This is a genomic window from Candidatus Thiodiazotropha sp. LNASS1 (assembly GCF_964212655.1).
Lineage (GTDB): Bacteria > Pseudomonadota > Gammaproteobacteria > Chromatiales > Chromatiaceae > Thiodiazotropha.
Window position 1 is genome coordinate 3,776,318 of the sequence record NZ_OZ156465.1, and the last position, 21,504, is coordinate 3,797,821.

25 protein-coding genes and 1 pseudogene are annotated in these 21,504 nt (G+C 47.1%); 15 read left to right on the forward strand and 11 right to left on the reverse strand.

The window, feature by feature from the left end; translation table 11 throughout:
• Window positions 1–121: 121 nt before the first annotated feature.
• Window positions 122–505 carry a DUF302 domain-containing protein gene (locus AB8516_RS16775; protein ID WP_369162388.1) on the forward strand — a complete coding sequence of 128 codons (384 nt, stop codon included), beginning with the start codon at window positions 122–124 and terminating at the stop codon, window positions 503–505.
• Here the strand turns inward: AB8516_RS16775 and AB8516_RS16780 are convergent.
• Entirely contained in the window at window positions 500–1,420 is a 921-nt protein-coding gene (locus tag AB8516_RS16780; RefSeq protein WP_369162389.1) for an AraC family transcriptional regulator, read from the reverse strand. The two genes, AB8516_RS16775 and AB8516_RS16780, sit on opposite strands and share 6 nt — an antisense overlap.
• A 111-nt stretch (window positions 1,421–1,531) precedes the next feature.
• Here AB8516_RS16780 and grxC point away from each other — a divergent pair, with 111 nt between their 5' ends.
• The gene (gene grxC, locus AB8516_RS16785) at window positions 1,532–1,795 is read left to right on the forward strand and encodes a glutaredoxin 3 (RefSeq protein WP_369162390.1); all 264 of its coding nucleotides are present in this window, start codon (window positions 1,532–1,534) and stop codon (window positions 1,793–1,795) included.
• Between the two features lie 197 nt (window positions 1,796–1,992).
• Here the strand turns inward: grxC and AB8516_RS16790 are convergent, their stop codons facing one another.
• Both AB8516_RS16790 and AB8516_RS16795 read right to left on the reverse strand, forming a co-directional pair.
• Window positions 1,993–2,274, reverse strand: a complete 282-nt coding sequence (locus tag AB8516_RS16790; RefSeq protein ID WP_369162391.1) for a DUF427 domain-containing protein — start codon at window positions 2,272–2,274, stop codon at window positions 1,993–1,995.
• 141 nt (window positions 2,275–2,415) lie between these two features.
• A complete protein-coding gene (locus AB8516_RS16795) occupies window positions 2,416–3,090 on the reverse strand; it encodes a cysteine hydrolase family protein (RefSeq protein WP_369162392.1) in 675 nt (224 codons plus the stop codon).
• A 441-nt stretch (window positions 3,091–3,531) separates the two neighbouring features.
• On the opposite strand from AB8516_RS16795, the gene AB8516_RS16800 reads away from it, so the two are divergent.
• The 5 genes from AB8516_RS16800 (at window position 3,532) to AB8516_RS16820 (ending at window position 9,825) form a co-directional block, all read left to right on the forward strand.
• Window positions 3,532–4,707, forward strand: coding sequence for a mechanosensitive ion channel family protein (locus AB8516_RS16800; protein WP_369162393.1), 1,176 nt, complete (start codon window positions 3,532–3,534; stop codon window positions 4,705–4,707).
• 99 nt (window positions 4,708–4,806) lie between these two features.
• On the forward strand, window positions 4,807–6,189 hold the full coding sequence (locus AB8516_RS16805; protein WP_369162394.1) for a M1 family metallopeptidase: 1,383 nt from the start codon (window positions 4,807–4,809) through the stop codon (window positions 6,187–6,189).
• Window positions 6,190–6,818: 629 nt separating this feature from the next.
• Window positions 6,819–7,781 carry a diguanylate cyclase gene (locus AB8516_RS16810; protein WP_369162395.1) on the forward strand — a complete coding sequence of 321 codons (963 nt, stop codon included), beginning with the start codon at window positions 6,819–6,821 and terminating at the stop codon, window positions 7,779–7,781.
• Window positions 7,781–8,179: a bacteriohemerythrin gene (locus AB8516_RS16815; RefSeq protein ID WP_369162396.1), complete on the forward strand. Its 399-nt coding sequence runs from the start codon at window positions 7,781–7,783 to the stop codon at window positions 8,177–8,179. Before AB8516_RS16810 ends, AB8516_RS16815 begins: the two co-directional genes overlap by 1 nt.
• A 665-nt stretch (window positions 8,180–8,844) precedes the next feature.
• Entirely contained in the window at window positions 8,845–9,825 is a 981-nt protein-coding gene (locus AB8516_RS16820) for a rhodanese-like domain-containing protein (protein ID WP_369162397.1), read from the forward strand.
• A 239-nt stretch (window positions 9,826–10,064) separates the two neighbouring features.
• On the opposite strand, the gene AB8516_RS16825 is transcribed toward AB8516_RS16820, so the two are convergent.
• Window positions 10,065–10,421 (reverse strand): TusE/DsrC/DsvC family sulfur relay protein, encoded by a 357-nt coding sequence (locus AB8516_RS16825; RefSeq protein ID WP_108289340.1) that lies wholly within the window; start codon window positions 10,419–10,421, stop codon window positions 10,065–10,067.
• Window positions 10,422–10,558: 137 nt separating this feature from the next.
• On the opposite strand from AB8516_RS16825, the gene AB8516_RS16830 reads away from it, so the two are divergent.
• Window positions 10,559–11,293: an HAD family hydrolase gene (locus tag AB8516_RS16830; protein WP_369162398.1), complete on the forward strand. Its 735-nt coding sequence runs from the start codon at window positions 10,559–10,561 to the stop codon at window positions 11,291–11,293.
• A gap of 35 nt (window positions 11,294–11,328) precedes the next feature.
• Here the strand turns inward: AB8516_RS16830 and AB8516_RS16835 are convergent, their stop codons facing one another.
• From AB8516_RS16835 to AB8516_RS16850, 4 genes are all read right to left on the reverse strand, one after another.
• Complete coding sequence (locus tag AB8516_RS16835) at window positions 11,329–11,943, reverse strand: DUF2799 domain-containing protein (RefSeq protein WP_369162399.1); 615 nt, start codon at window positions 11,941–11,943, stop codon at window positions 11,329–11,331.
• 94 nt (window positions 11,944–12,037) lie between these two features.
• Complete coding sequence (locus tag AB8516_RS16840; protein WP_369162400.1) at window positions 12,038–12,520, reverse strand: hypothetical protein; 483 nt, start codon at window positions 12,518–12,520, stop codon at window positions 12,038–12,040.
• 6 nt (window positions 12,521–12,526) lie between these two features.
• The gene (locus AB8516_RS16845) at window positions 12,527–12,781 is read right to left on the reverse strand and encodes a hypothetical protein (protein WP_369162401.1); all 255 of its coding nucleotides are present in this window, start codon (window positions 12,779–12,781) and stop codon (window positions 12,527–12,529) included.
• 542 nt (window positions 12,782–13,323) lie between these two features.
• Window positions 13,324–13,557, reverse strand: a complete 234-nt coding sequence (locus AB8516_RS16850; RefSeq protein WP_369162402.1) for a hypothetical protein — start codon at window positions 13,555–13,557, stop codon at window positions 13,324–13,326.
• Between the two features lie 1,339 nt (window positions 13,558–14,896).
• On the opposite strand from AB8516_RS16850, the gene msrB reads away from it, so the two are divergent.
• The 5 genes and pseudogenes from msrB to AB8516_RS16875 all read left to right on the forward strand — a co-directional run bounded on the left by msrB (window position 14,897) and on the right by AB8516_RS16875 (window position 18,659).
• Window positions 14,897–15,955, forward strand: coding sequence for a peptide-methionine (R)-S-oxide reductase MsrB (gene msrB / locus AB8516_RS16855; RefSeq protein ID WP_369163320.1), 1,059 nt, complete (start codon window positions 14,897–14,899; stop codon window positions 15,953–15,955).
• Between the two features lie 275 nt (window positions 15,956–16,230).
• On the forward strand, window positions 16,231–16,500 hold the full coding sequence (locus AB8516_RS16860; protein ID WP_369163321.1) for a DUF4573 domain-containing protein: 270 nt from the start codon (window positions 16,231–16,233) through the stop codon (window positions 16,498–16,500).
• A gap of 90 nt (window positions 16,501–16,590) precedes the next feature.
• Window positions 16,591–16,821: pseudogene (locus tag AB8516_RS16865) on the forward strand (hypothetical protein); the annotation flags it as partial.
• A 778-nt stretch (window positions 16,822–17,599) separates the two neighbouring features.
• Window positions 17,600–18,034 carry a hypothetical protein gene (locus AB8516_RS16870; protein ID WP_369162403.1) on the forward strand — a complete coding sequence of 145 codons (435 nt, stop codon included), beginning with the start codon at window positions 17,600–17,602 and terminating at the stop codon, window positions 18,032–18,034.
• Window positions 18,035–18,116: 82 nt separating this feature from the next.
• Entirely contained in the window at window positions 18,117–18,659 is a 543-nt protein-coding gene (locus AB8516_RS16875; protein WP_369162404.1) for a TlpA family protein disulfide reductase, read from the forward strand.
• A gap of 72 nt (window positions 18,660–18,731) precedes the next feature.
• Here AB8516_RS16875 and AB8516_RS16880 read toward each other — a convergent pair whose 3' ends face one another.
• From AB8516_RS16880 to AB8516_RS16890, 3 genes are read right to left on the reverse strand one after another with little or no spacing between them, the layout of a single operon-like run.
• Window positions 18,732–19,190 carry a hypothetical protein gene (locus AB8516_RS16880; protein WP_369162405.1) on the reverse strand — a complete coding sequence of 153 codons (459 nt, stop codon included), beginning with the start codon at window positions 19,188–19,190 and terminating at the stop codon, window positions 18,732–18,734.
• A 4-nt stretch (window positions 19,191–19,194) separates the two neighbouring features.
• Complete coding sequence (locus AB8516_RS16885) at window positions 19,195–19,806, reverse strand: hypothetical protein (protein WP_369162406.1); 612 nt, start codon at window positions 19,804–19,806, stop codon at window positions 19,195–19,197.
• Window positions 19,807–19,809: 3 nt separating this feature from the next.
• Window positions 19,810–20,289: a hypothetical protein gene (locus AB8516_RS16890; protein WP_369162407.1), complete on the reverse strand. Its 480-nt coding sequence runs from the start codon at window positions 20,287–20,289 to the stop codon at window positions 19,810–19,812.
• A gap of 242 nt (window positions 20,290–20,531) precedes the next feature.
• On the opposite strand from AB8516_RS16890, the gene AB8516_RS16895 reads away from it, so the two are divergent.
• Window positions 20,532–20,897, forward strand: a complete 366-nt coding sequence (locus tag AB8516_RS16895; protein WP_369162408.1) for a TusE/DsrC/DsvC family sulfur relay protein — start codon at window positions 20,532–20,534, stop codon at window positions 20,895–20,897.
• Entirely contained in the window at window positions 20,897–21,442 is a 546-nt protein-coding gene (locus AB8516_RS16900; RefSeq protein ID WP_369162409.1) for a peptidylprolyl isomerase, read from the forward strand. The genes AB8516_RS16895 and AB8516_RS16900 overlap by 1 nt, the downstream gene beginning before the upstream one ends.
• Window positions 21,443–21,504: the final 62 nt, after the last annotated feature.

Below are 21,504 nucleotides of genomic sequence, written 5' to 3' on the forward strand. Positions count from 1 at the left end.
GAAGGAACACATAATTCTCATGGGGCCTATTTGGCGTTTATCAATGCTATCCTCGGGTAGTTTACGGAGCATTGTCTGCCACAACGAATGTGTCTAAGCATATATATACAAGAGGTGTTTAATGTATAGCTTTAAAACCAGTGTTGAAGGTGATCTGGAACGGGTTGAAACTCGGGTCGTGGAGGCCCTGAAAAATGAAGGATTCGGGGTGCTGACGGAGATTGACGTCCAGGCGACGATGAAAATGAAGCTGGGTATCGATAAACGTCCCTATAAGATATTGGGCGCCTGCAACCCATCATTGGCGAATCAGGCGATCGATGCTGAACCGGATATCGGCCTGTTATTGCCCTGCAATGTAGTCATTCGTCAGGAGGAGGACGGTGGTATTACAGTTGCCTTCATGGATCCGGTTGCCGTGTTGCAACTCGTGGAAGGAGAGAAAATCGCGGATATGGCAAGGGATGTAAAAAGCCGCCTGGAAAGGGTGCGTGATGCACTATGACCCGGTTTCGCTCTGGTTTGGCGGTTTGTTTTTCCGCGCCACTCCCGGGCCATAGCCAAACTGTCTTTTAAACGCCTTTGCGAATGCGGCTTCCGACTGGTAGCCGGAGAGTGCCGCAACCTGAGCCACAGAGTGGTTTCCGGTCTGAAAGAGTTGATGAGCCTGGGTCATGCGCCAGCGGCTCAGATAGTGCATTGGCGACAACCCGACTAGGTGGTTGAAACGTCCGGAGAATGCTGAACGCGACATACCGGCAACTTGCGCCAGGCGTTCGACATTCCAGTTATGGGAGGGTGATTCGTGAATTCTGCTCAAGGCCTTGCCTATCTTCTCATCGGCCAGTGCGGCGACGAATCCCACATCGCTGCTGTTATTCAAGTAATGTCTTATCGTATTGATAAACATGACCTCCGACAGTTTATCGATCACCAACGCTCCACCAAGCTGAGTGGCCTCGATCTCATGAATCAACAGCTGCCGTAATGAATGGGAGAAGGGAACGCCAGTGGTGCCGTCATTACGGATGATCATGACAGCCGGCAGCGCGTCGACGAGTGGATTCCAACTATCCCGGTCAAAGTCGAAATAACCGCAAATCAAAGTGACACCGGGACCTGTGGATGACTCGTCGGGCAACTGATTGCGGGGAAAGTCCTCGGCAACCGGGTGTTGGCTGTTACTGATGGTATGTTGGGCGTCGTGTGGAAAAACGATCAGGTCATCGCCGGCTAGTGCAATCGGCTCCTCCCGATCAGGCATGTGCAGCCAGCACCCTCCGCTGGCCACCAGGTGGAACGTGGCGCGACGCTGGCCTGAGGTGTCCACTGCCCAATCGCCACGAAAACAGGCATGTAGAAAAACGCTCGCCTTGAGGTGCAGCGATTGTAATATTTCGCTCAGTACATCCATGTCCATAAATTTAGCAAATTTATACGAATAGACATAAAAAAAACACAAATAGTCATAGTTTGTCTTTTAAGTAAGCTTAATAATAGCCTCCGTGTTAACTAATAGCGGAGAGATTAAATGTCTGACGTATCCATTTACACCAAGCCGAATTGTCCCTATTGCAGTCATGCAAAGGCGTTGTTGGCGTCGCGCGGTATCGCCTATGAAGAGCTGGATGTCACTGAAGATCCCGGGATTCTCACCGAAATGGTTGAGCGTACCGGCGGCAGGACCTTCCCGCAGATTGTGGTGGGTTCCCAGGCAATTGGCGGTTATGACGACCTGCGAAAGCTGGATGGCAACGGTCAGTTACTGCCGCTGTTACAGTTCCAAGCCGCGTAATCCCGATAGACGAGGAGGGCGACGGTTACCTGGCGGCAATGTTCAATTTTCGCTATATGGCGAATGCGGTATGGAACACTGATAAGACCGTAAAACGGATTGCAGCAGTTGGGCAATCGTCTGCTTGGGCGAAAAAAACCTGAGTGGATGTACGATGGAAAGCCGTGGTCGGGACCGTCCGGCCATACGGCTTTTCATCACTCGGTGACCTCCACACCATGCCAAAATGCCACATAGTTCTTGATCTCCGCGGCGGCCGATGAAGGTGAGGGGTAGTACCAGGCCGCATCACGATTGATCTTATCGCCGACACAGATTGTGTAATAGTTGGCCATGCCTTTCCAGACACACAGTGACGTCGTATCACTGTTTCTGAAGTACTCTCGGTTTAATGAATCAGGCGGGAAGTAATGGTTGCCCTCAACGATCAGTGTTGTGTTGCTTTCTGCCAGTAATCCGCCATTCCATATCGCTTTCATATTTGTACCATTGTGTGGGGTAAAGCATACAATCCAAGATCATAATGACAATGAGGTATTCAAAGAGTGGTTGGGTATATCCATCGTGTAGCCGGAAGCTATATAAGTGGTATTTTCAGAATCGGCGTGCACCAAGATTGATTATGCGAGATCCATGATATCTATCAGCTCTTTACTGGATATGACGTGGCAATAGATCATATTGATAATTTCCAGCTCCCGATAGTGCAGTTCATCAGTACCTGCCGCGCAGCAGTCTTCAACAACCACTACATTAATGCTCTCGTCTGCAAGGCTTCTCACAGTGGAAGAGACGCATTGGTCTGTAAATATACCGCACATGATGACATTTTCGATTCCCATGTTGTGCAGCACTAATCTAAGGTTGGTGCCGGTAAGCGCGCTGTCTGTTGTTTTGCTTACCACGATCTCTCCTGCTGCAGGGCTTAACTCAGGCACTATTTGCGAGTCTTCCGAATTTGTCGGCAGCAGCAGGTAGTTCCAGCCCGGTTTCTTTTGACTGAGTGACCGGTCGCGCCCGTCATCGAGGAGGCAGGCAATCCTGGCATGGAGAACATCCATCTCTTTTCGGCGAAAGCGGTCCTGCAGATCGCGGGTGGCGGGAATGACAATCTCATTCATTCGCTTTCTAAAAGGTGCCCAACGTGCTCGTTCAATTGGGTCTTCAGCAGGTTTCATGTAAATATTCTGTATGTCTATGGTCAGCAATGCGGTGTTTTGATAGCGAAGATCGAGGTCCTGAGGGTCAGGTGCGCCTTCATAGTAAAAAGAACGATATGCCTGTTTCCAGTTCATCTCTCCTCCCAAAAAAATTGTCAGGACACGAGCGATAATTCAATGATGGCGACCCGTCAGAGGAAATCGGGATGCCGGATCTGATTTAAATTGTAGCGGAATGGTGCGTTGAGTGCCGATTGAGCGTATGCGGTTGGGAAGAGGCCTGTCCTATGCTGTATCGAGACCAGTAAAAGGACCAGGCGGATATTGAAGGTTTATACTGAAAATATGGTGCAGTCAGCCGTGATGAGGCCGTCGTAAATGGTGAACAAACGTTAATATCAGTTAAAAATGATAAGACAATATTATATCGTAAAGTTTTAATTTGAAGGTGTCATCAATAGCAGGCTCGGTCTTGTTGTAGTGTATTGAGTCTGTCCTGATATAGTGTCATTGTTAATGATTGAATATCGAATGATGCTTCTATGAACAGTTTCGAAATAAGGATTGAATGTGGCCATGGCAAGTGAAAACGAAGATACAGAGATATTGGAAACCGGCGAGCCAGTGGAGTCGGCATTGAAGTCTGGCATGGAGCAACTGGTTGATAAGATAGATGTACCTGATCAGTTAGAGCCGTTAATAGCGTTGTTCGGCAATCACCCATGGGTAAAGGGTCTGATTGTATTACTGATCTTTATTGTTTTGGCCAAGGTGGTTGAGTGGATCGTGATGCCGTTGGTCAGAAGGCTTACTTCCCATACTTCAACCCATATCGATGACCTGATAGTACAATATCTGCGCAGTCCGTTGTTCTGGACATTGGCCCTGATCGGTGTTGTGGCATCATCTTCAATGGTGGGGATCGAAGAGAGTATTCGCAGTACACTGGTATCCTTCGTTCTTTCTGTTCTGATACTGGTATGGATGCTGTTCGTTGTCCGGATTTCAAAACTGCTGCTGTCTGAAGCCAGTCGCAGGGCTAAACCGAATGCAATGGTGAGACCTCAAACGCTTCCTCTCTTTACCAATATCGCAGCCATAACCATTATTGTATTCGCCGTTTATTTCATGTTTCAGTCATGGCATGTAGATATGACGGCGTGGTTGGCGTCTGCGGGTATCGCGGGTATCGCCATTGGTTTTGCAGCGAAAGATACTCTGGCCAATCTGTTTTCCGGTGTCTTCATTATGGCGGACTCACCTTATAAGATCGGTGATTACGTTGTCCTGGATGATGGGGGTGGCATACGGGGCAAAGTCACCCACATTGGGATTCGCAGCACACGCCTGCTTACTCGGGATGATGTTGAGGTGACGATACCGAATTCAATTATGGGCAACTCGAAGGTCGTCAATGAGTCAGGTGGGCCGCATGTAAAATACCGTATCAGAGTTGCGGTGGGTGTCGCCTATGGCTCTGACATTGACCAGGTGCGGGATGTTTTAATGTCTGTGGCTCATGAGTCGGAGACGGTTTGCGATCAACCTGAGCCGCGTGTGAGGTTTAGGGCTTTCGGCGCCTCTTCCCTGGATTTTGAACTGCTCTGCTGGGTTGACAATCCTGAATTGCGTGGTCGTGTGCTGGATGCCCTCAATTCAGCTGTTTATAAACGGTTTTTAGTGGAAGGGATAGAGATTCCCTTTGCGAAACAGGATCTCTATATCAAAGAAATGCCGGACAATGCTGTTTGATCTGCCGTGCACGAGTATATCGCAGACAAAAACGGCTGTTGATTACATCAACGCATGGGCATATCTTATTGTTGAATGGGAATCAAGAGTTACAGTTTCATGGATGTATCAATCAGCCGGTTGCAACTTTTAAGACACACACCGACGCCTGTATGTGAACATGCATTGCAATTTTCGGCATTTTTTCTATTGCTCGCTTCACTATTGACTGCATGTGTCACTGATAGGAATGATGTAAACAGCGATACCCTCCCGGATGCTTCGACTGACTGGTCCAGGGACATCTTACATACCAGCCTGAATATTGATCTGCAAACAATGACGGGAATTGCCGACCTGGTGCTGTTGGGTTCACTATTATCATCAGCTGCCTCTTTTGAGATTGGTGATCTGACGATCATTAATATTGTTTCAAATGGGGATCAGCTGAAGTTTAATGTAACGCAGGGACAGCTAGATGTGGGTATACCTTTGTCGGCTGAGCCGCAGACGATAACAATAGAGTACTACTTTAACCTGCATGATAACTTTGATGGCATACTTGCCAGCGGTGTAACTTTCACCTGGCCATATCACTGCGGCAATATTTTTCCATGCAAGTCGCAGCCAGCTGAAGGGAGTGGTTTTGAATTGGTGGTTAATGGGATACCGGACGGCGAGGTCAGTATACATCCTGAATTGATTACTGCCGATGCCCCATCATATATGTTGGCTTGGGCAGTTGGTGATTACGATTACAGCATGCTTGGTGTAACGGCAGACGGTACCGAGGTGGGTATCTACTATTTTCCGGATGAGGAAGAAAGTGCTTTAAATGGAACCCGGTATCTGAGAGATGTCTTCGACTGGTACGAACAGACATACGGCCAATACCCCTTCGGTGAGAAAGTCGCTAGTGTCTCTGTCAGATGGCCTGCAGGCGGGTTTGGCGGCCTGGAACATCATCCATTTTGGCATATAGCTGGTGAATCCTTAAACGATCCGGTGGTACATGCGCATGAGGCCTCTCATGGCTGGTTTGGCAATGGTGTTCGTATCGGATGCTGGGAGGATTTCGTGTTATCTGAGGGTATTGCATCCTATCTTGCGGCTCGGGCTCTCAATGAGGTTGCGGGCGAAGAATATGGTAAGCAAATTTGGGTATCATATGAAAACAAACTCGATCAATTGCAAAACAGCGATGAGAATAAGATTGCCTGGCCAGAGGGTTGTAATGAGATAGATATCCTGGAGGATGGCCTGTATGGCGCTGCGCCCTATATGAAGGGTGCATTCTTCTTCAAGCACCTTGAGTACAAGTTGGGAAAAGAAGTGCTGGACAGGTTGCTGAGAGACTTTTTCATTATGAACAGCGGACATGCCGTTAACATGCAAATGTTAATCACAGCAATAAAAGAGGGCAGCACATACGACCCTACGGCCTGTGCCCAGGCGTGGTTGCGTATGGAGTCTGTTGTGGATACTGATGCCTGCATCTACTGAGTATATGTTAATGTGTTTCTAGTGCGAATGCTTCCCGTATGCGAGCCAGACGAATACCATATCGATATGATTCTCAATTCAGTTACGCTGTACACTAATCCAGACAAAGTCGGCCTTGATTGATAAATCAAAGATCTGAAGTATGCAAGATCCAAACAATAGGATCTCGAACGTTAAGCGCCAAAGAACCCATTCCAAACCCTCTCTTCGCCGGGCTATCGATAGATTATCCTCGGTGTAATTGTTACAGGATTGTAAACTTTCATTACACTACCGGCCAATTATCAGGTAACGGGTTGTTATAACCCGATTTTCGGTATATTTATAGGTTGCGTTAAGCAGTGTTCATAAAAAGACAAAAACCGGAGCTTTGAATCAAAGACAGCGTTTGCCCGCTTTTATGGTTGAATCGTAAGGATCTATATAATTATTCAGATGAACAGAAAGGGTTAGGGTCCAGGAAACAACGCGTTGGTCTCGGGACTTTTCATGCTGTGAACCAGGATTGATCTATAACAAAACTTCACTATCGCCAGTCGAAAGACAATGAATGGTTTTGTGCATACTTTAAGGACAGAAGAAGTGAAAATAGTAAATAATAAATAAATTATATGCAGAAATATAATATCGTGTTAAAAGAAGCACAAAAATCAGGATATGAACTATCGAATGCGCAATTGCTTATAATTGATAATGACGATGAAAACATCCCAGTCTTAAATCGATTACTTAAGAACGATTACAATACTACGTGCGCCAGTTCCGTTGATGATCTGAAATGTCTGTTAAGTCGACAGCAATATCCGGATCTTGTTATATTCGATCCGTTTAAATGCGCAGATGATGGTCTTGATGTCTGCCGGACACTAAAGGAAAATCCGAATACTGCCAACATTCCAGTGGTGCTGATTGCCAACAGGCAGGATCCAAATCATGAGATTAAGGCGCTATCTTCAGGGGCGGTAGACTTTATAATAAAACCATTCAGCCTTTCTGTTATAAAGGCTAGAATCAATAGCCACCTTACCGCCAAATATAGAGCGGATCTGTTGGAACAACTCTCAAATATTGATCCGCTGACTCGTATACCCAACCGTCGCAGGTTTGACAATACACTTGAGCTGGAGTGGAGACGAGCAATACGCGGGGGATCGTATATTGCGATACTGATGATCGATTTGGATGGTTTTAAAGTATATAACGACATGTATGGACACAGTATAGGTGATGAGTATCTGAAGAAGGTGGCTCACTGTCTGTCGGGGTTATTACAGAGGCCGGGTGATATAGTAGCGCGCTATGGTGGTGAGGAATTTGTTGTTTTACTTCCAGAATGTAACCTGCAAAACGCTTTTAAGATAGCTGAACGTTTCCGCTCGGCTGTAGAACACATATCAAGGCAGAACAAAGAAACCGACCAAAAGAATCTAGGCACTGCCAGTATTGGTTGTGCTGCCATGAAAGCCACAATTAACCAATCCGCCAGACAACTCATAGTAAAGGCAGATGAGAAATTATATATGGCAAAATCACTTGGGAAAAACAGGGTATGTTGCGGTGATTATCTGTTGGATAGCGTGAGTCAAAAATAATGCAATATAGACTACAAGGCTGGTCAAAAAAGTATGAACTTGGTATCAAAGAGATAGACCTGCAACACCAGTACTTCTTTAAGTTAATTACCAGACTTGCAGATGAGTTAAAAAACAGTAGTGACCTCCCTTACCAGAAGTCCCTCTTCACCGAACTGGGTTTATATACCCATTTCCACTTCGTAAGCGAAGAAAACCTAATGCATCGCTCTGGTTATTCGGGCTTGCAAGAGCACAAGAAACTACACAATAAACTCATTGACGGATTGAATAAGAATAAATTACTTTTTGAGGAGGGACATATTGAAGCAATTCAGGTGATAGACTTTTTAGAAATGTGGTTTATAAGTCATACGGTTAAAGAGGATAGGAAGTTTGCGGAATACATAAACGGGTAAAATCTAATAATACTGCAATATCATACCCAAGCGTTGTCCGTACCTGTATTGATTTAAACTGGCCGGAAATAGATCTGTTGGTAGTAGCCACACAGAAGCACGATTAATTGCATGCTTCTGATAAAACAAATTTAGTAGTAAGCTCAACCTCCCTTTCCCAGCTGATAACCTGTCCGCTTTCCGTATTGTGGTCAGTCCTGGTACTCGTATGTTGAAAACAGTTGGCATAGAACCATTTTATGGCAAAGGGTAAGAGAAACGTTGTCAGTGTAATGACTATAATCATACCGGCATAAACTTCGATATTGAATATGCCGGTTGACCGCCCCAGTTCAGCGTCTTGTCCGATTTTGCCGGCAGCAAGAAGTTTTGTCCGGCACGAAGGGATTGCAATTGATAGAAAATGTTTAAGGCATTCATTTGGAGTCGTATATTAGGTAGCCTTATTGCTTGATGAAGCGGCTGACTGATTATGATCTGTAAATGTCGCATTCCTCCATGTTTACGGGTATTGTGCTTGGATTCTTGTCTGGTTCGCCCAGGCAGGTGTTTGTTGTATTTGTTGATGTCCATTTACAGTAGCGAATTGTGAGTTGTAAGCGGATCTGATCTTGGTAGTTTAAATGGATGGTGTATTACATTGTAAATTGAAAAGGAGAGCATTAATGAGTTTAAGGAGAGTTTTGTTCCCATATTTGGAAGTAGTCTTGTTATGGATATATTTCAGCAGTATAGAGGCAGCCCAGTTTGATAGCAGCTGGCTGGTGGATTCGGCTCAGTTAAAGGAACTTTTGCAGCAGCAGGCGAAGGTTGTTTACGTAGTCAAAAACGCGAATGACAGACCCTCTGATGTGATTCCTGGTACGGATATTCGTCGGGTACTTTCCTGGCAGCCAGACAGTGAGGGTGACTCCTTTGCAATTCGCACATTCAGTAATACGCTGTCTTATCCGGATGGAAAAAAATATCCCAAGGCCATGCCAACTGCGGAGCAGTGGACAGGCACTATGCGCAGGTTGGGTATCGATCAAAATGACACGGTTATAGTAGTGGGTAATATGGAATTCGCTACCAGATTTTCCAGAACGGTTGTTGAATATGGGGGTTCTGCCGTTGTCTACAACGACAGTTCTACTGAAAACATACTGGTGCCATACGCAATGGTTGACGTTGAGCCTGACGAACTGGTGCCAGGTAACTTCACGGCAATCAGCAATAGTTCAATAAAGCTCTCATTGGAGAACAACATTGGAACACGCTCTGATTCAACTATCCGGTTCTGGGATATTCGAGAATCAGTATACCCAGCCGGGATAAAAACCAAAACTTACGTATATGCACAAGGAACACTGTTGAGTGCCAGTAATGCATTAAAATTTACAGATCTTCTTGATGTCGACGGTACCTGGTATCAATCAGCGGATGCTATATCTGAAGTGCTTAATAGTCACTTTGGGCACCCGGGTAGGCAGGAAGACTTCAGGCATGTCATTGTGTGTGACAGTGAAGGTTTGTCGAATATCGTCATGTGGGTAGCCCGCTCGTTAGGTTATGAAAATGTTTTTGTCTTGGCAGGTGGATTGCACGAATTCACAATGTATGGGGACAATCATCGATACGTCAACCTGATAAAAAACGTTGACTGACTCTGGGCGGCACTTAATTACGAACCTTTGAAATGATCAGAGGTTCAATAAGTATACGCATCTATTTCGATACAGCCCGGAATCCATAAAACAGTTCAAAATAGTGTACTGGATTCCGGGTCTGGTCTCTGCTTTGCATAGCGCGATAACATTCCCGATCGCTTTTGTATGTCCGGTCTGAAATGCTTTCGTACCAACACGATATAAAGTGATTACGGGTTACATTTAACTGAGTCGTTCTAGGCTTCCGTGTCTGATGGCAATGGCTTAGGGAGACCGGCAAGTTTGGCAAGTTGCTTGTCGGGGCCATGCGGAAACAGTTGATAGAGGTATTTATCAATCGAGCGTCTGTCCACTATCGGGTCCTGGCCTAAATTCCCCGCAATCATATGAATAACCTCTCGAGTTGACGGAGTGTTCTGCTTTTCAAGGTAGAATTCTCTGGCCTTATGAATCAGCAGTGAGTGTTCCGTAGAAATCTCCAATCCCTCGTTTATAGCCAGATGTTCAGCCACATCTTCGTTCCAGTCCTCCAGATTAACGAGAAAGCCTTCCTCGTCAAGATTGATCGTCTTACCATTTACAATGATGGACATACGTTTCTCCTTTTTTATATCATCAAGACAGGCGGTCTTGTCAGTATAGTGTCAGGATGGGAGGGGACTTGGAATACCACAAAAAATATGTGTATAAAATCAGATGACAATTCAATAATCATATTGCCATTAGCGGTTTGATCGGAATAAATATGAATGCGTTCCAGATCTCAATCAACCAGAAAATCATGAAATCACCATACAAGGCCATTTTATTTGATCTTTTCGGCACCCTGATCAGTGTCTCAAAAGCTGCCGGCGACAGTGGCCGTTATACGGCTGATATCTTGGATTTGGATCGCGAGGCATGGAATCAGGCGTGTTTCAGCGAGCACCACGATATACTGAGCGAAACCGATCATCTAGAAACCGTTAGACGTATGGCGCACAGTCTCGATCCAACCATCCCACTCTCCACAATTCACAAAGCAGCTGAAGCGCGTCAGGTCCGTTTTGATACGGCATTGACCGCTATAGAACCAGGTATCATAAAAACCCTTGAGACTCTTAGTGAGAGAGGTCTGACACTGGGGCTTATTTCCAATGCCTCGACGGGTGAGGTGCGTGCATGGTCTGATTCGCCTCTTGCACCACTCTTCACAACGGTGCACTTCAGTTGTAAGCATGGGGTGAAAAAGCCTGAGCCGGAAATCTATCGGATGGCTCTGGCTGAAATGGAGATTAATTCGAGCCAGGCCCTTTTTGTCGGGGATGGCAGCAGCAATGAACACATGGGTGCAAAAAAGTGTGGTATCGACAGTCTTCTCGTGACCTATTTCCTGGATACGAAGAATAAAGACGATTTGAAACGCCGCGGTTTAGGTTCAAAGGGTAAAATTTCCCACATCCGCGAGCTGCAATCACGGTTGTGATAAAGAGAGACGGCGACACTCACAGTTCAAGTTGTTTAGTAGCGGTAACGTTCCTCTACTTCCTCCAAGTTGTTGCGTTCATACGTTACTCTATCCTGGAGCTCAGTCAGTTTGACCTCCGCTATATCCAACTCGTCACTCAGTTCTTTAACCTCAACCAAAAGTGCTCTGCGTTGTTTACTGCTAATTCCATCACTGATCAATCTGGCCTCAGAATCCTCAAGCTGCTGGTATAGTGTATCGACCAGTTTTTGCTGCTGTTTCAATCTGCGTTCACTTGCCAACAGTTTGGATTTGGCGTTATAGACCTCACGCCCATCCTGCCAAGCTTGCTTAAACGCCCTGGTGAGGGGTGGGAGGCAGACGGGATTTAACTTGCTACCGGATTTTCCAAGCTCAAAGCCATTTTGTCGTGTGCAGTATTCACTCAGACCAGCCAGCCGCCCCTGCTCATAAAGTTCAGCATCCGGTGCTATGCCATGATTTGCACAGGCTTTTCGATGATTGCCGAGATAAGAGAGGCTATGACCCTTAGCGCCATCCTCATATCCGATAACGTACCAGTCAGCAACCTGGCACTCATCCTTATCCATGGTTGCACAGCTTGCCAGTGAAAACAGAACGGCAATATGAACTAAGTGTCTGATCATAATTTATTCCGATAACGTAGTGTGGTGTAAGAGAGTGTACAGTTGAAATCCTATCCGTTGCCAGTTGTTTGATAGAATGTTCCTGAACGTCTAATCATGGCTGGACGTAGAAACTGCCTGGTGCCATGGGATCGAAGGCGTAGTGGTGATACAGGTTGCTCTCTGCTTCTGACCAACCGCCATAGTCAAGTGTATTACCACCAGGGAAATAATCAGTAAAATCAGAAATCAGGAAACGCAGTACAACATAATCGTAACCAGGGCCACCTTCACCCATCTCTCCATCTGAGTGACCGAGATGGTGATGTATATCACCATCGGGGAAGCCGTAGTTGGTGTAGATATAGGGCGGCTCTCCATATTCCAGGGAAAAGGCAAAAAAGAGATCTATACCATCGATACCTTCTCCACCGGCTCCAGTATTGAAATCACCGTCGGAATTGAAGTTAACACTGATACCTTGTCCGGTAACTGTCTGAGCTTCGATTTCACCCGAAGCGGTAACCGGAACTGCTGTAGTGGGTATAGGGCCGGCAAAATCAAAGCGGATATAGAGAAAGCCGTTATCGATTCCCATCGAAAGTCAGATTACATCAATCGGTAGGTAGCGCACTGGTGTACTGTAGGGAGGCGCGCCACCCGGTGCCATCTCATAATCGTTGGATGATTCAGATATGGTGGCAGTAAAGACGGCGTTGATGTCACTTGGCCATGGCTCTGAAAAGATGACAGAATTTATATATGAATCACCACCTGAATCACCGCCGTTCCCACCTCCACAGCCGAACAGGCAGGACAGGAAGAAAATAATTCCTAGCGGACTCCAATTGATGTGCATGATCATTCCCGGTGAACTGATACAGGGACTCTGTGGTTTAGCGGCGTTTTAGCGAAATGCTTGAAGCTGGTTGAAACAATGTCGACGTGTATGGGCTGGTTGCGGGTGCCGACTTAACAATTTAGTACCAGGCCAAGGATACCGGCATTGGTGCATAACCAAATAAGAGGATAATTTAAGGCTCAAGCGCAGGTTAACCCTTACCCTCCTTTCCCTCATATGACCTGGAACTCAAATACGGTTGCTAATGTGTACTGACAGTCGTTAAAGAGACAATGGGCGGTGTGACAGATGAGGCTATCAAGGCCAGTCAATACATCCGGTATAATCATCGGTGTACCGAACAACGAACTTATTTGAAAACAAGAATACAGATATGACTCAAAGCCTATATCCCATCATCGTTTTGTTTGGACTCCTGAACAGGCATTTTCTGCCGGATAACAGAATTGTGTGGGTAAAAGCCATATTTCAGAGTACTGTTAAGGATTGCTTCACCCGGTTAAATTACGGAAAAAAAGGAAAGCCATTTAGTGACAATCTTATTCTCTTCCTGTGGCAAGTTTTGCAACAATACCGTGTAGTGCCACCTCAGCATTCTCAAAGGCGTCAGAGAGATCATCTATTGTGGCTTCTCCCTGCCTGGCGCCGTTAAGGCCCTTTGCAATATTCTCCATCAGTTCTGCGATTATTGAGAGCGCTTCATCACCGCCTGCACTATGGGCTTGTATGGCGGCGTCTGTGATTTGGCTGTTAACGGCAGTGGGAAATGACATTTCAAATACCTCAATTGTTTTATAATGATTTTATTAGTAACCAAACCGAATTAAAACTGCCCATATTTAAAGGAATTGTAGGAATTAAAATAACACGAACTATAGATTCCTTTTATTTGTCATTTGGCTGCAACAGTCAACTCAACCGTCTCATCTGAATGTTATGTTGCCTATAGGGATATACTGCTTCGGTAAACGGGCCACGATCGGGGGAAAATATACTGGCCCTTATTGATGGACGATTTTTTTAAGAAAAACTGTAGAGAAATACAAGCTGTTTGAGGAAAAACCGGGCGATGTGCTGTTGCAACATCGCCCGCCTGCAATGGCAGGTAGCGAGGAGAGTTCCTGAAAGCACCTTATGGATATCGAAGTGCTTGTCTTGCTAACCTTCCTGACATTAATGCTAAATGATCCTTCCATTGATCCAACGTCCTTGTCACCAACTGTGTTCGTCGACAAACCGGGCACTCATAACGCGACTGTTCAATTTTCACATCCTTCTGTGTCTCGATCTCGGCCATCAACGAAGAACAGTGTGTGCAGTGCATTTTGTTTACCCCTAATAAAAAGTTTTTAATTCCGTAGTGAATGAATTCGCTCTACTCATACCTCTTCAGGGTCTCGAGCGCAGCCAAATTCCATAACTCGAAAAACAACATTCCAGAACACTACCTGTTTGAGCCAGGTGTCAAACCTTGCAGAGAAATACCGCTTTTTCTGGCTTGTCATATGGGCAATATTTCTGGTTATTACGATTGGCTGCAAGAATTACGATGCAAGTGCATTAGCCGAGATAATCTGCTTTTTGCCAACATTAGTCGGTCTGTCCCCCCGTAACCAGACTATATCGACTAACCATAGCGTAACCCGTCTAAAGATACAAGATATTGTGTTGGTAAGAATCGCGACCACAATATCTGGGTGTTCATCGGGGTGGTAGTCGTTTTATCTCAGTTCAAATGGATATGCGAGATTGGCAAAGTGGTTTCTCACCTTTTGAAGGTATCTTGTTGAACTAAACCTGGGTTATTGCACTGCTAGTTCAAACAACTTAAGTAAACCTGAGAACCGGTTTTATCCAGCTTAGGGGGAAACGGGGGGTTACCACCGGAAGTAACCTGAATACCTTGTTTTTTATAGGATTAATTCGGCGATAAAATCGTGATTTTATCGTGATAGGCCGGTGAACTTTGCTATTCATATTTAGAACAAATCTAATTGTTATGTAGAGGATAACCTAATGAAGTTAACTGTGTGGAGTGGCCTGCTGGCATTAATGGCGCTTTTTTCCGGTTGCGCCCAGTCGGTGACTGAACAGGCTGAGCTGCCTGATGAGATGCTTCAGGGACTGTCGGTCGCGACTTTTGCCGGTGGTTGCTTCTGGTGCATCGAGGCGGGATTTGAAGAGTTGCCAGGCGTCAAAGAGGCGGTTTCTGGCTATAGCGGTGGTAGGGATAAAAATCCGACCTACCGGAAAGTTGCAAGAGGACGCACCGGGCATACCGAAGCTGTGCAGGTCTATTACGATCCTGAAGTAATCAGTTATACGGGCTTGATTCAGGGACTATGGAGGATGATGGATCCCACAGATTCCCGAGGCCAATTCTATGATCGCGGCAGACAGTACCGCCCGGCCATCTTTTATCACAATCAAAAACAGAGAATGATTGCGGAACGTTTACGCGACGAATTGGCCGCCTCGGGACGCTACAAGAAACCGGTTACGATTGAGATTGTTCCGTTCAAATCGTTCTACAAGGCGGAAAAGAAACACCAGGATTATTACAGGAAAAATCCGATCCGGTACAATTTCTATACCTTCAACTCAGGCCGCTATCAGTTCGTTGATGAGGTCTGGGGTGAGGAGCGGTTTGTGGATTACACCCAATATCGCGACGAACCAGCTGAGGAAACCGCGCCGGCCGGGAAGAGTGCCCGCTATAGCAAACCGACTGAAGCAATTATCAGGAGTATGCTCACCCCGCTGCAGTACCGCGTGACTCAGGAGAACGATACAGAACAGCCGTTCAACAACGCATACTGGGATGAGAAGCGGGAAGGGATCTACGTCGACATAGTGACTGGTGAGCCTCTGTTCTCGTCCACCGACAAGTACAGGTCAGGGACCGGTTGGCCCAGTTTCACCAAACCGATTCAGCCGGAAGTGGTGACGGAAAACGAGGAGCGTTCGCTGTTTGGTGTGCGTACCGAGATCCGCAGCCGTATCGGCGACTCCCATCTCGGCCATTTATTTGATGATGGTCCGGCACCGACAGGTCTGCGATATTGCATTAACTCGGCAGCATTGCGGTTTGTGCCCAGGGCGCAGATGGAATCGCAAGGCTACTCAGAATACCTGAAGCTGTTTTTTGAAATGATGGCTGAGAGTTCATAATTCCGGATCAACAACACCCGCTCAAGCATGCTTGAATAAGGAGTTTGAATTTTCAGGAATAAAAAAAACGCATATCAGCCGATCACAATGATCGGCGATATGCGATTATACAAGACTAGTTAATCTAGTTTTTTGTTGCACAACTTTTTTTATTTTTTCTCACATCTACCCATTAACAATAAGAGACCTTAACAATGCTGCGTGTCTCTTTACGCTCACTTTTTGTGCTAAGCGCCAGTCAGTTAGCTGCATATTATTGATATTATTGGTCGTTTTTGTATTGCTCCATTATTGGCCGGACATGCCTCCCATGCCACCCATGCCGGACATCCCGCTCATGCCACCCATGCCGGACATCCCGCTCATACCGCCCATGCCGGACATGCCGCTCATGCCACCCATGCCGGACATGCCGCTCATGCCACCCATGCCGGACATGCCGCTCATGCCACCCATGCCGGACATGCCGCTCATGCCACCCATACCGGACATGCCACTCATGCCAGACATTCCAACAGGATAAAGATGGACACCTTGAGGTGTAACCTTATAGGTACCATACATCCCCGACATACCACTCATGCCGGACATCCCGCTCATGCCTCCCATACCGGACATCCCGCTCATGCCACCCATACCGGACATCCCGCCCATGCCACCCATACCGGACATCCCGCTCATGCCACCCATACCGGACATCCCGCTCATGCCACCCATACCGGACATGCCGCTCATGCCACCCATACCGGACATGCCGCTCATACCGGACATCCCGCTCATACCGCCCATGCCGGACATCCCGCTCATTCCTGACTGTTTATCCGCAAACGCAACTGATGCACTTGAGAGGGCCAATGAGAGAGTGATGATTGAGGCTAGTTTCTTCATGATTCGATCTCCAAATAGTGTAATTTTAATTTTGTAAGCTGCTGTTTTAATGTGCCTAATCGGCATAAGCTGCGTGCAAAAAACACACCATGAGACGATTCGGTTTCTGCACCGGGAAACTAAAGTGATGATATGCCCTTGATTTATAAATAATTTACACAAGAGATTTAGGGTGGGATATGATTGATGGCAGGCAGCTGTAAAAGAATGTTTATTTTTAAATACTTGACAGATTGGCAGTCTTTACACTGGATACTGACAATTTGTCATATCGAATTAACAAGGATCAGAGTCCCTTGTAGAGATATTTTCAGCATGTGTCTGTCCACATCATACAGCGAGGCCATCACGACCCACTACAGCATGTCTGCCACTCAATTGGTAAGTCTTGTTCCGACTTAAATCAAATAAATGAAATCATCCATCTCTGAGTTGCTGAAACTCTGTACGAGTCATGTACTGCCATCTTACGGCAACTAAATACCGCCTCTGTGATTTTGATTTTGCCAATGGAGCGGCACTTAACCGAGAATGATGTTTTGGTGTGATAGTCTCTGCTCGCAATCTGATTCATCCCTGTCCGTACAGATCTTTACTAAGTTGTATATAGCCACTTTTTCCAATTATATTGAAACCGTTTTTCCCTCCGCTGCGTAAGTGATTGTGACGGGAGTATCCGATGCCGTTTCAGAAGAATGCTCCCGGTTGTAGTTCTTATATTTACAAACTTGTTTAACAACAGAGGAGGGTACTTGAATGAAATCCCTATCATTTGGTTGGATTAAAACGGTGTTGCCACTGGCCGCACTTTTTGCTGCGCCCATGTGGGTTAATGCTGAAACATTCACTGGTACGATAAATGGCCATGAGTGCGCACACAACGGCGACTCTTGTCCAGTTGAGAAACTTGATCCGCATATCGCGCTCGAGTCCGATTTTGTCTTGATGGTAGGTGAGGGTGATTATCTCTTCATGCCTAACCTGTCAAGGGATATCAAAGTCAGATACGTTCTCGATAACGTTCAGATCAAAGGTGAAAAACATCCGAGATTCAATTCCATCAAGGTTTCTGAATTTAGCGTGAAGAAGGGTGGTAAGTATGTCACGGTGTGGACGCAGAAACAGGCGGATTTCGAATATGAAGCGCTCTACAGAGATGGTTTGGCCTTTCCTGGACAGAAAGTCAATTGAACCATAGGTTAAGCCAATTTGAAATTGGCGCTGGGTTCAGTTTTCAGCTGAACCCAGGTTAAGCTGCTTGAGGTGGATTTGAATGAAAAGTTCAATACTTGTTGTGCTCTATCTCATATTTGCCTCTACAGCCTCCTGGTCTGCGGGATTAGGTATACGCACCTACTCGGATCCAAAATCTGCGTCTGACTTTTCCCTGCCGGATTTAACTGGGCGGATACACGAAAAGTCCGATTACAGGGACCAGGCTTATATAATCAGTTTTTGGGCGACCTGGTGTGTGCCCTGCATCAAAGAGCTGCCGGATTTGCAACGGGCGGCTGAGATCCTTGATGAAGAGAATATCACCGTTCTTACAGTCAACAGCGGTGAAACTCGTGAGGTCATCGAACGGTTTTTAGTGCAACGTTCCGTTACACTCCCCGTTCTCCTGGACCAGGACTCCAGTATGCTGCGGCAATGGCGGGTGCTGGCTCTCCCTACCTCATATATCGTCAATGCGAAGGGACAGATTGTGGCACGTGTGGTGGGAGGCATTGACTGGGATGAGCTGTCCATACTGGCGCATGTACGTGCCTTGGTGGCAGCCAATCAAAACGATGATTCAGATCGTGAATCAAACTGACATATTCTCCTGAGCCATGATATGGGAAGCTAGAATTAATGGGAACAGCAGTGACTTTGATTCCTTACTATTTTATTGCTTGGGTGGGAAGGCGGGCGCTGCCTCGTATTTGTAGTCACCCTGGTCCGTCATGTAGCCACGCATATCAATGATGATATTGGTCTTGTGACGTCTACCCTCGCGGGCACGAACCGCATCGAAAAAGGTTTTACGCATTTTCCCGCCGCCTTCCGTATCCTGGTCGATGCTGAAGACGATATGCAGGGGTTCACCCGGTTTCCCCAGCGGGTGGGCGAGGGCATGCACGCGTTCGTTGTGAATTGTGTAGACCAGGATCTCCATCTTGTCATGCAGGTATGGAATACGAATGGAGAAGCCGGAACCCAAAGCGATATAGGCAATCAACAGGAAAAAGAGGGTGCCCAGAATATAACCACCATAACGGCGACCTGCAGAGATGATTACCAGTACGCCCCAAATTGCGATGAGAAAAAGAAACAGGTACTTGGCAGTCAGTGGATCGTTTAACATATGATTATTTTTCCAGTCTTCTCAATGTGCCGTGGAAGATTTCGAACGGCTCAAAGGATTTACTCTCCTCTATCAGTTGCCGGTCCCGCATCTCAAATGAGATGACGCCTTTCTCCTGACCGGGATATTCCAAAGTCATCCTCTCTTCGTAGACGACATGCATAAGACGTCCTTCCCTATATCGAATGGAAATATTGACATCCACCGGGGTATTGCCCATACCGTTGTCGCTGTAGTAAACAATGGAAAAACGGTAGCGTCCGTCCGGGATGCCGCGAGAGAAGATGAACTCGTAGTTGAGTCCCGAGAAGTCCACATCGCGACCCAGGTCGTCACGTACCAGGTTGAATATCTCTCCGTAGGGTGAGGCATAGCCGACGTTTTCATTTTTTTTGGGGGCGTTGGCCCAGAGGTCGATATCGGCGGGGCTGTCAGGCGCCCAGGTGATCTCGGCAATCATGTCACCGGCGGCTTTCTCTATCTCGGTCCGGGTGCTCTCCTGCTGGACCTTGATAAGGGGGATCAGCAACACAACCAGAGTGAGCATCAGCAGTGCCAGCAGAATCAGCAGGTCACGAAAAACAATGGACATGCTGTCTTCGCGTGGACGGGTCATGATTTACTCTTCCTCAGATACTGGCTCTTCCGATCTGGCGGGGCCGTAGAGCATATCCCGGATTTTGTTCATGGCTTCCATGATCATGGCCGCAGACAAGCCGATCATGGTGGTGTCGATGGCGAAGGAGACAGACTTCAGAAACTGGCCGATCTCAGCAGAGAGGGTGGCGGCATCCTGCAGGTCTCTGACATCGATACCGGCCAGGGCTATGGAAAAGCCCAGTACCGTACCGAGCATACCCAGACCGGTTGTCAGCCAGGACCAGAAGTGCGCATCGGTCTTTCGGCCGCTAAAGGCGAAGGCCTCCACCAGCAAGACAATGGACAGGATAATGCCGAAAAACCAGAGAGTTAAGGTGTTACCGAGAATACGGTCCAGATAGCCCAGGCTGTAGAGGGTGAAGATCAGAGCCCCGAACGTGAGGAGAATGGCAAGCTCGAACAGTCTGGCCCAGGGTGCTTCAGGTTGTTGTGCGTCCATCGTGGTTACTGCCTACAAATAATACGAGTATCGCACGTGGAACGTGTTCTTATCGGAGCCTCGTGCAGCTGTTATTTACTTGTGCGGTACTATCTTGCCAGTTGATAACTCGACAAGAAATACCCAAAACGTGGCAGCTAAGACAATCCTGACAAAACACTAAAAAGCTGGGTGTCACAACACGGATATGTTGATTCATCAGCAGCGTTATTGAAGCGGATGTCCATGTTGTTTGAAGCAGTATGAGTACCAACCCTTACGCTACCCGAGTCGAATACCTCGACGTCGACGGCAAACGGATAGCCACCGACCAGGAGGGCTATATCCAGGATATGGACGATTGGACAGTGGGGTATGTCTACGCGCTTGCGAAAAAAGAGCGTTTGGAGATTACAGAGGATCACTGGGACGTTATCCGTTACATCCGGGACTACTACCAGATGCATAGGGTGCAGGCCCAGGTACGGGACATGATCAAACACTTCAAACAGGTGTGGGGCCCGTCGCGTGGCAACAACCGTTATCTGCATGACATATTTCCCCGTGGCGGACCACAGAAGCAGGGTAATCGCCTGGCCGGTATCCGCAGGACCAAAGGAGAGCACTGATGAGAGTCGAGCGGGATAAGGTCGTCACCATCGAATATCGCATGATGGACGCCAAAAATGAGCTTGTCGACAGCAGCGACTACAGCGATCCACTCTCCTTCATCCAGGGACGCGAGACGGTTTTCCCCGCCATCGAAAAGCGGATTGAGGGTTGCCAGGTGGGAGACAGGCGGGAGTTTGTATTGGAAGCGGATGAGGCTTATGGTCCCAGAAACGAAGAACTCATTCGTGTGATCCCGCGTGACCGCTTTAACCATGACGGCGAGGTGGAAGTGGGTATGACCTTCAGTGCCGGTGCGCCGACAAACCGGAAACCGGTGACCGTGATCGAAGTCGATGAGGATGAAATCACGGTGGATGCCGACCATCCCCTGGCGGGGGAGTCTCTTAATATCGATCTTATCGTGGTCGATGTGCGCGATGCTGTAGAAAAAGAGCTTGCCGATGGTGTGGTGCAGGAGATGGCTGACGTCTATGCGCGCGAAGTGGCAGCCGAAGAGAGAAACACCACGACATATTCCGTTTTGGTTAAAGGCCCCGTGTAATCCGGTGAATGTCGTTAGTATTGTCTGCCGGCCCGAATTAGAGTTTTAGTTCGCCATTGAAA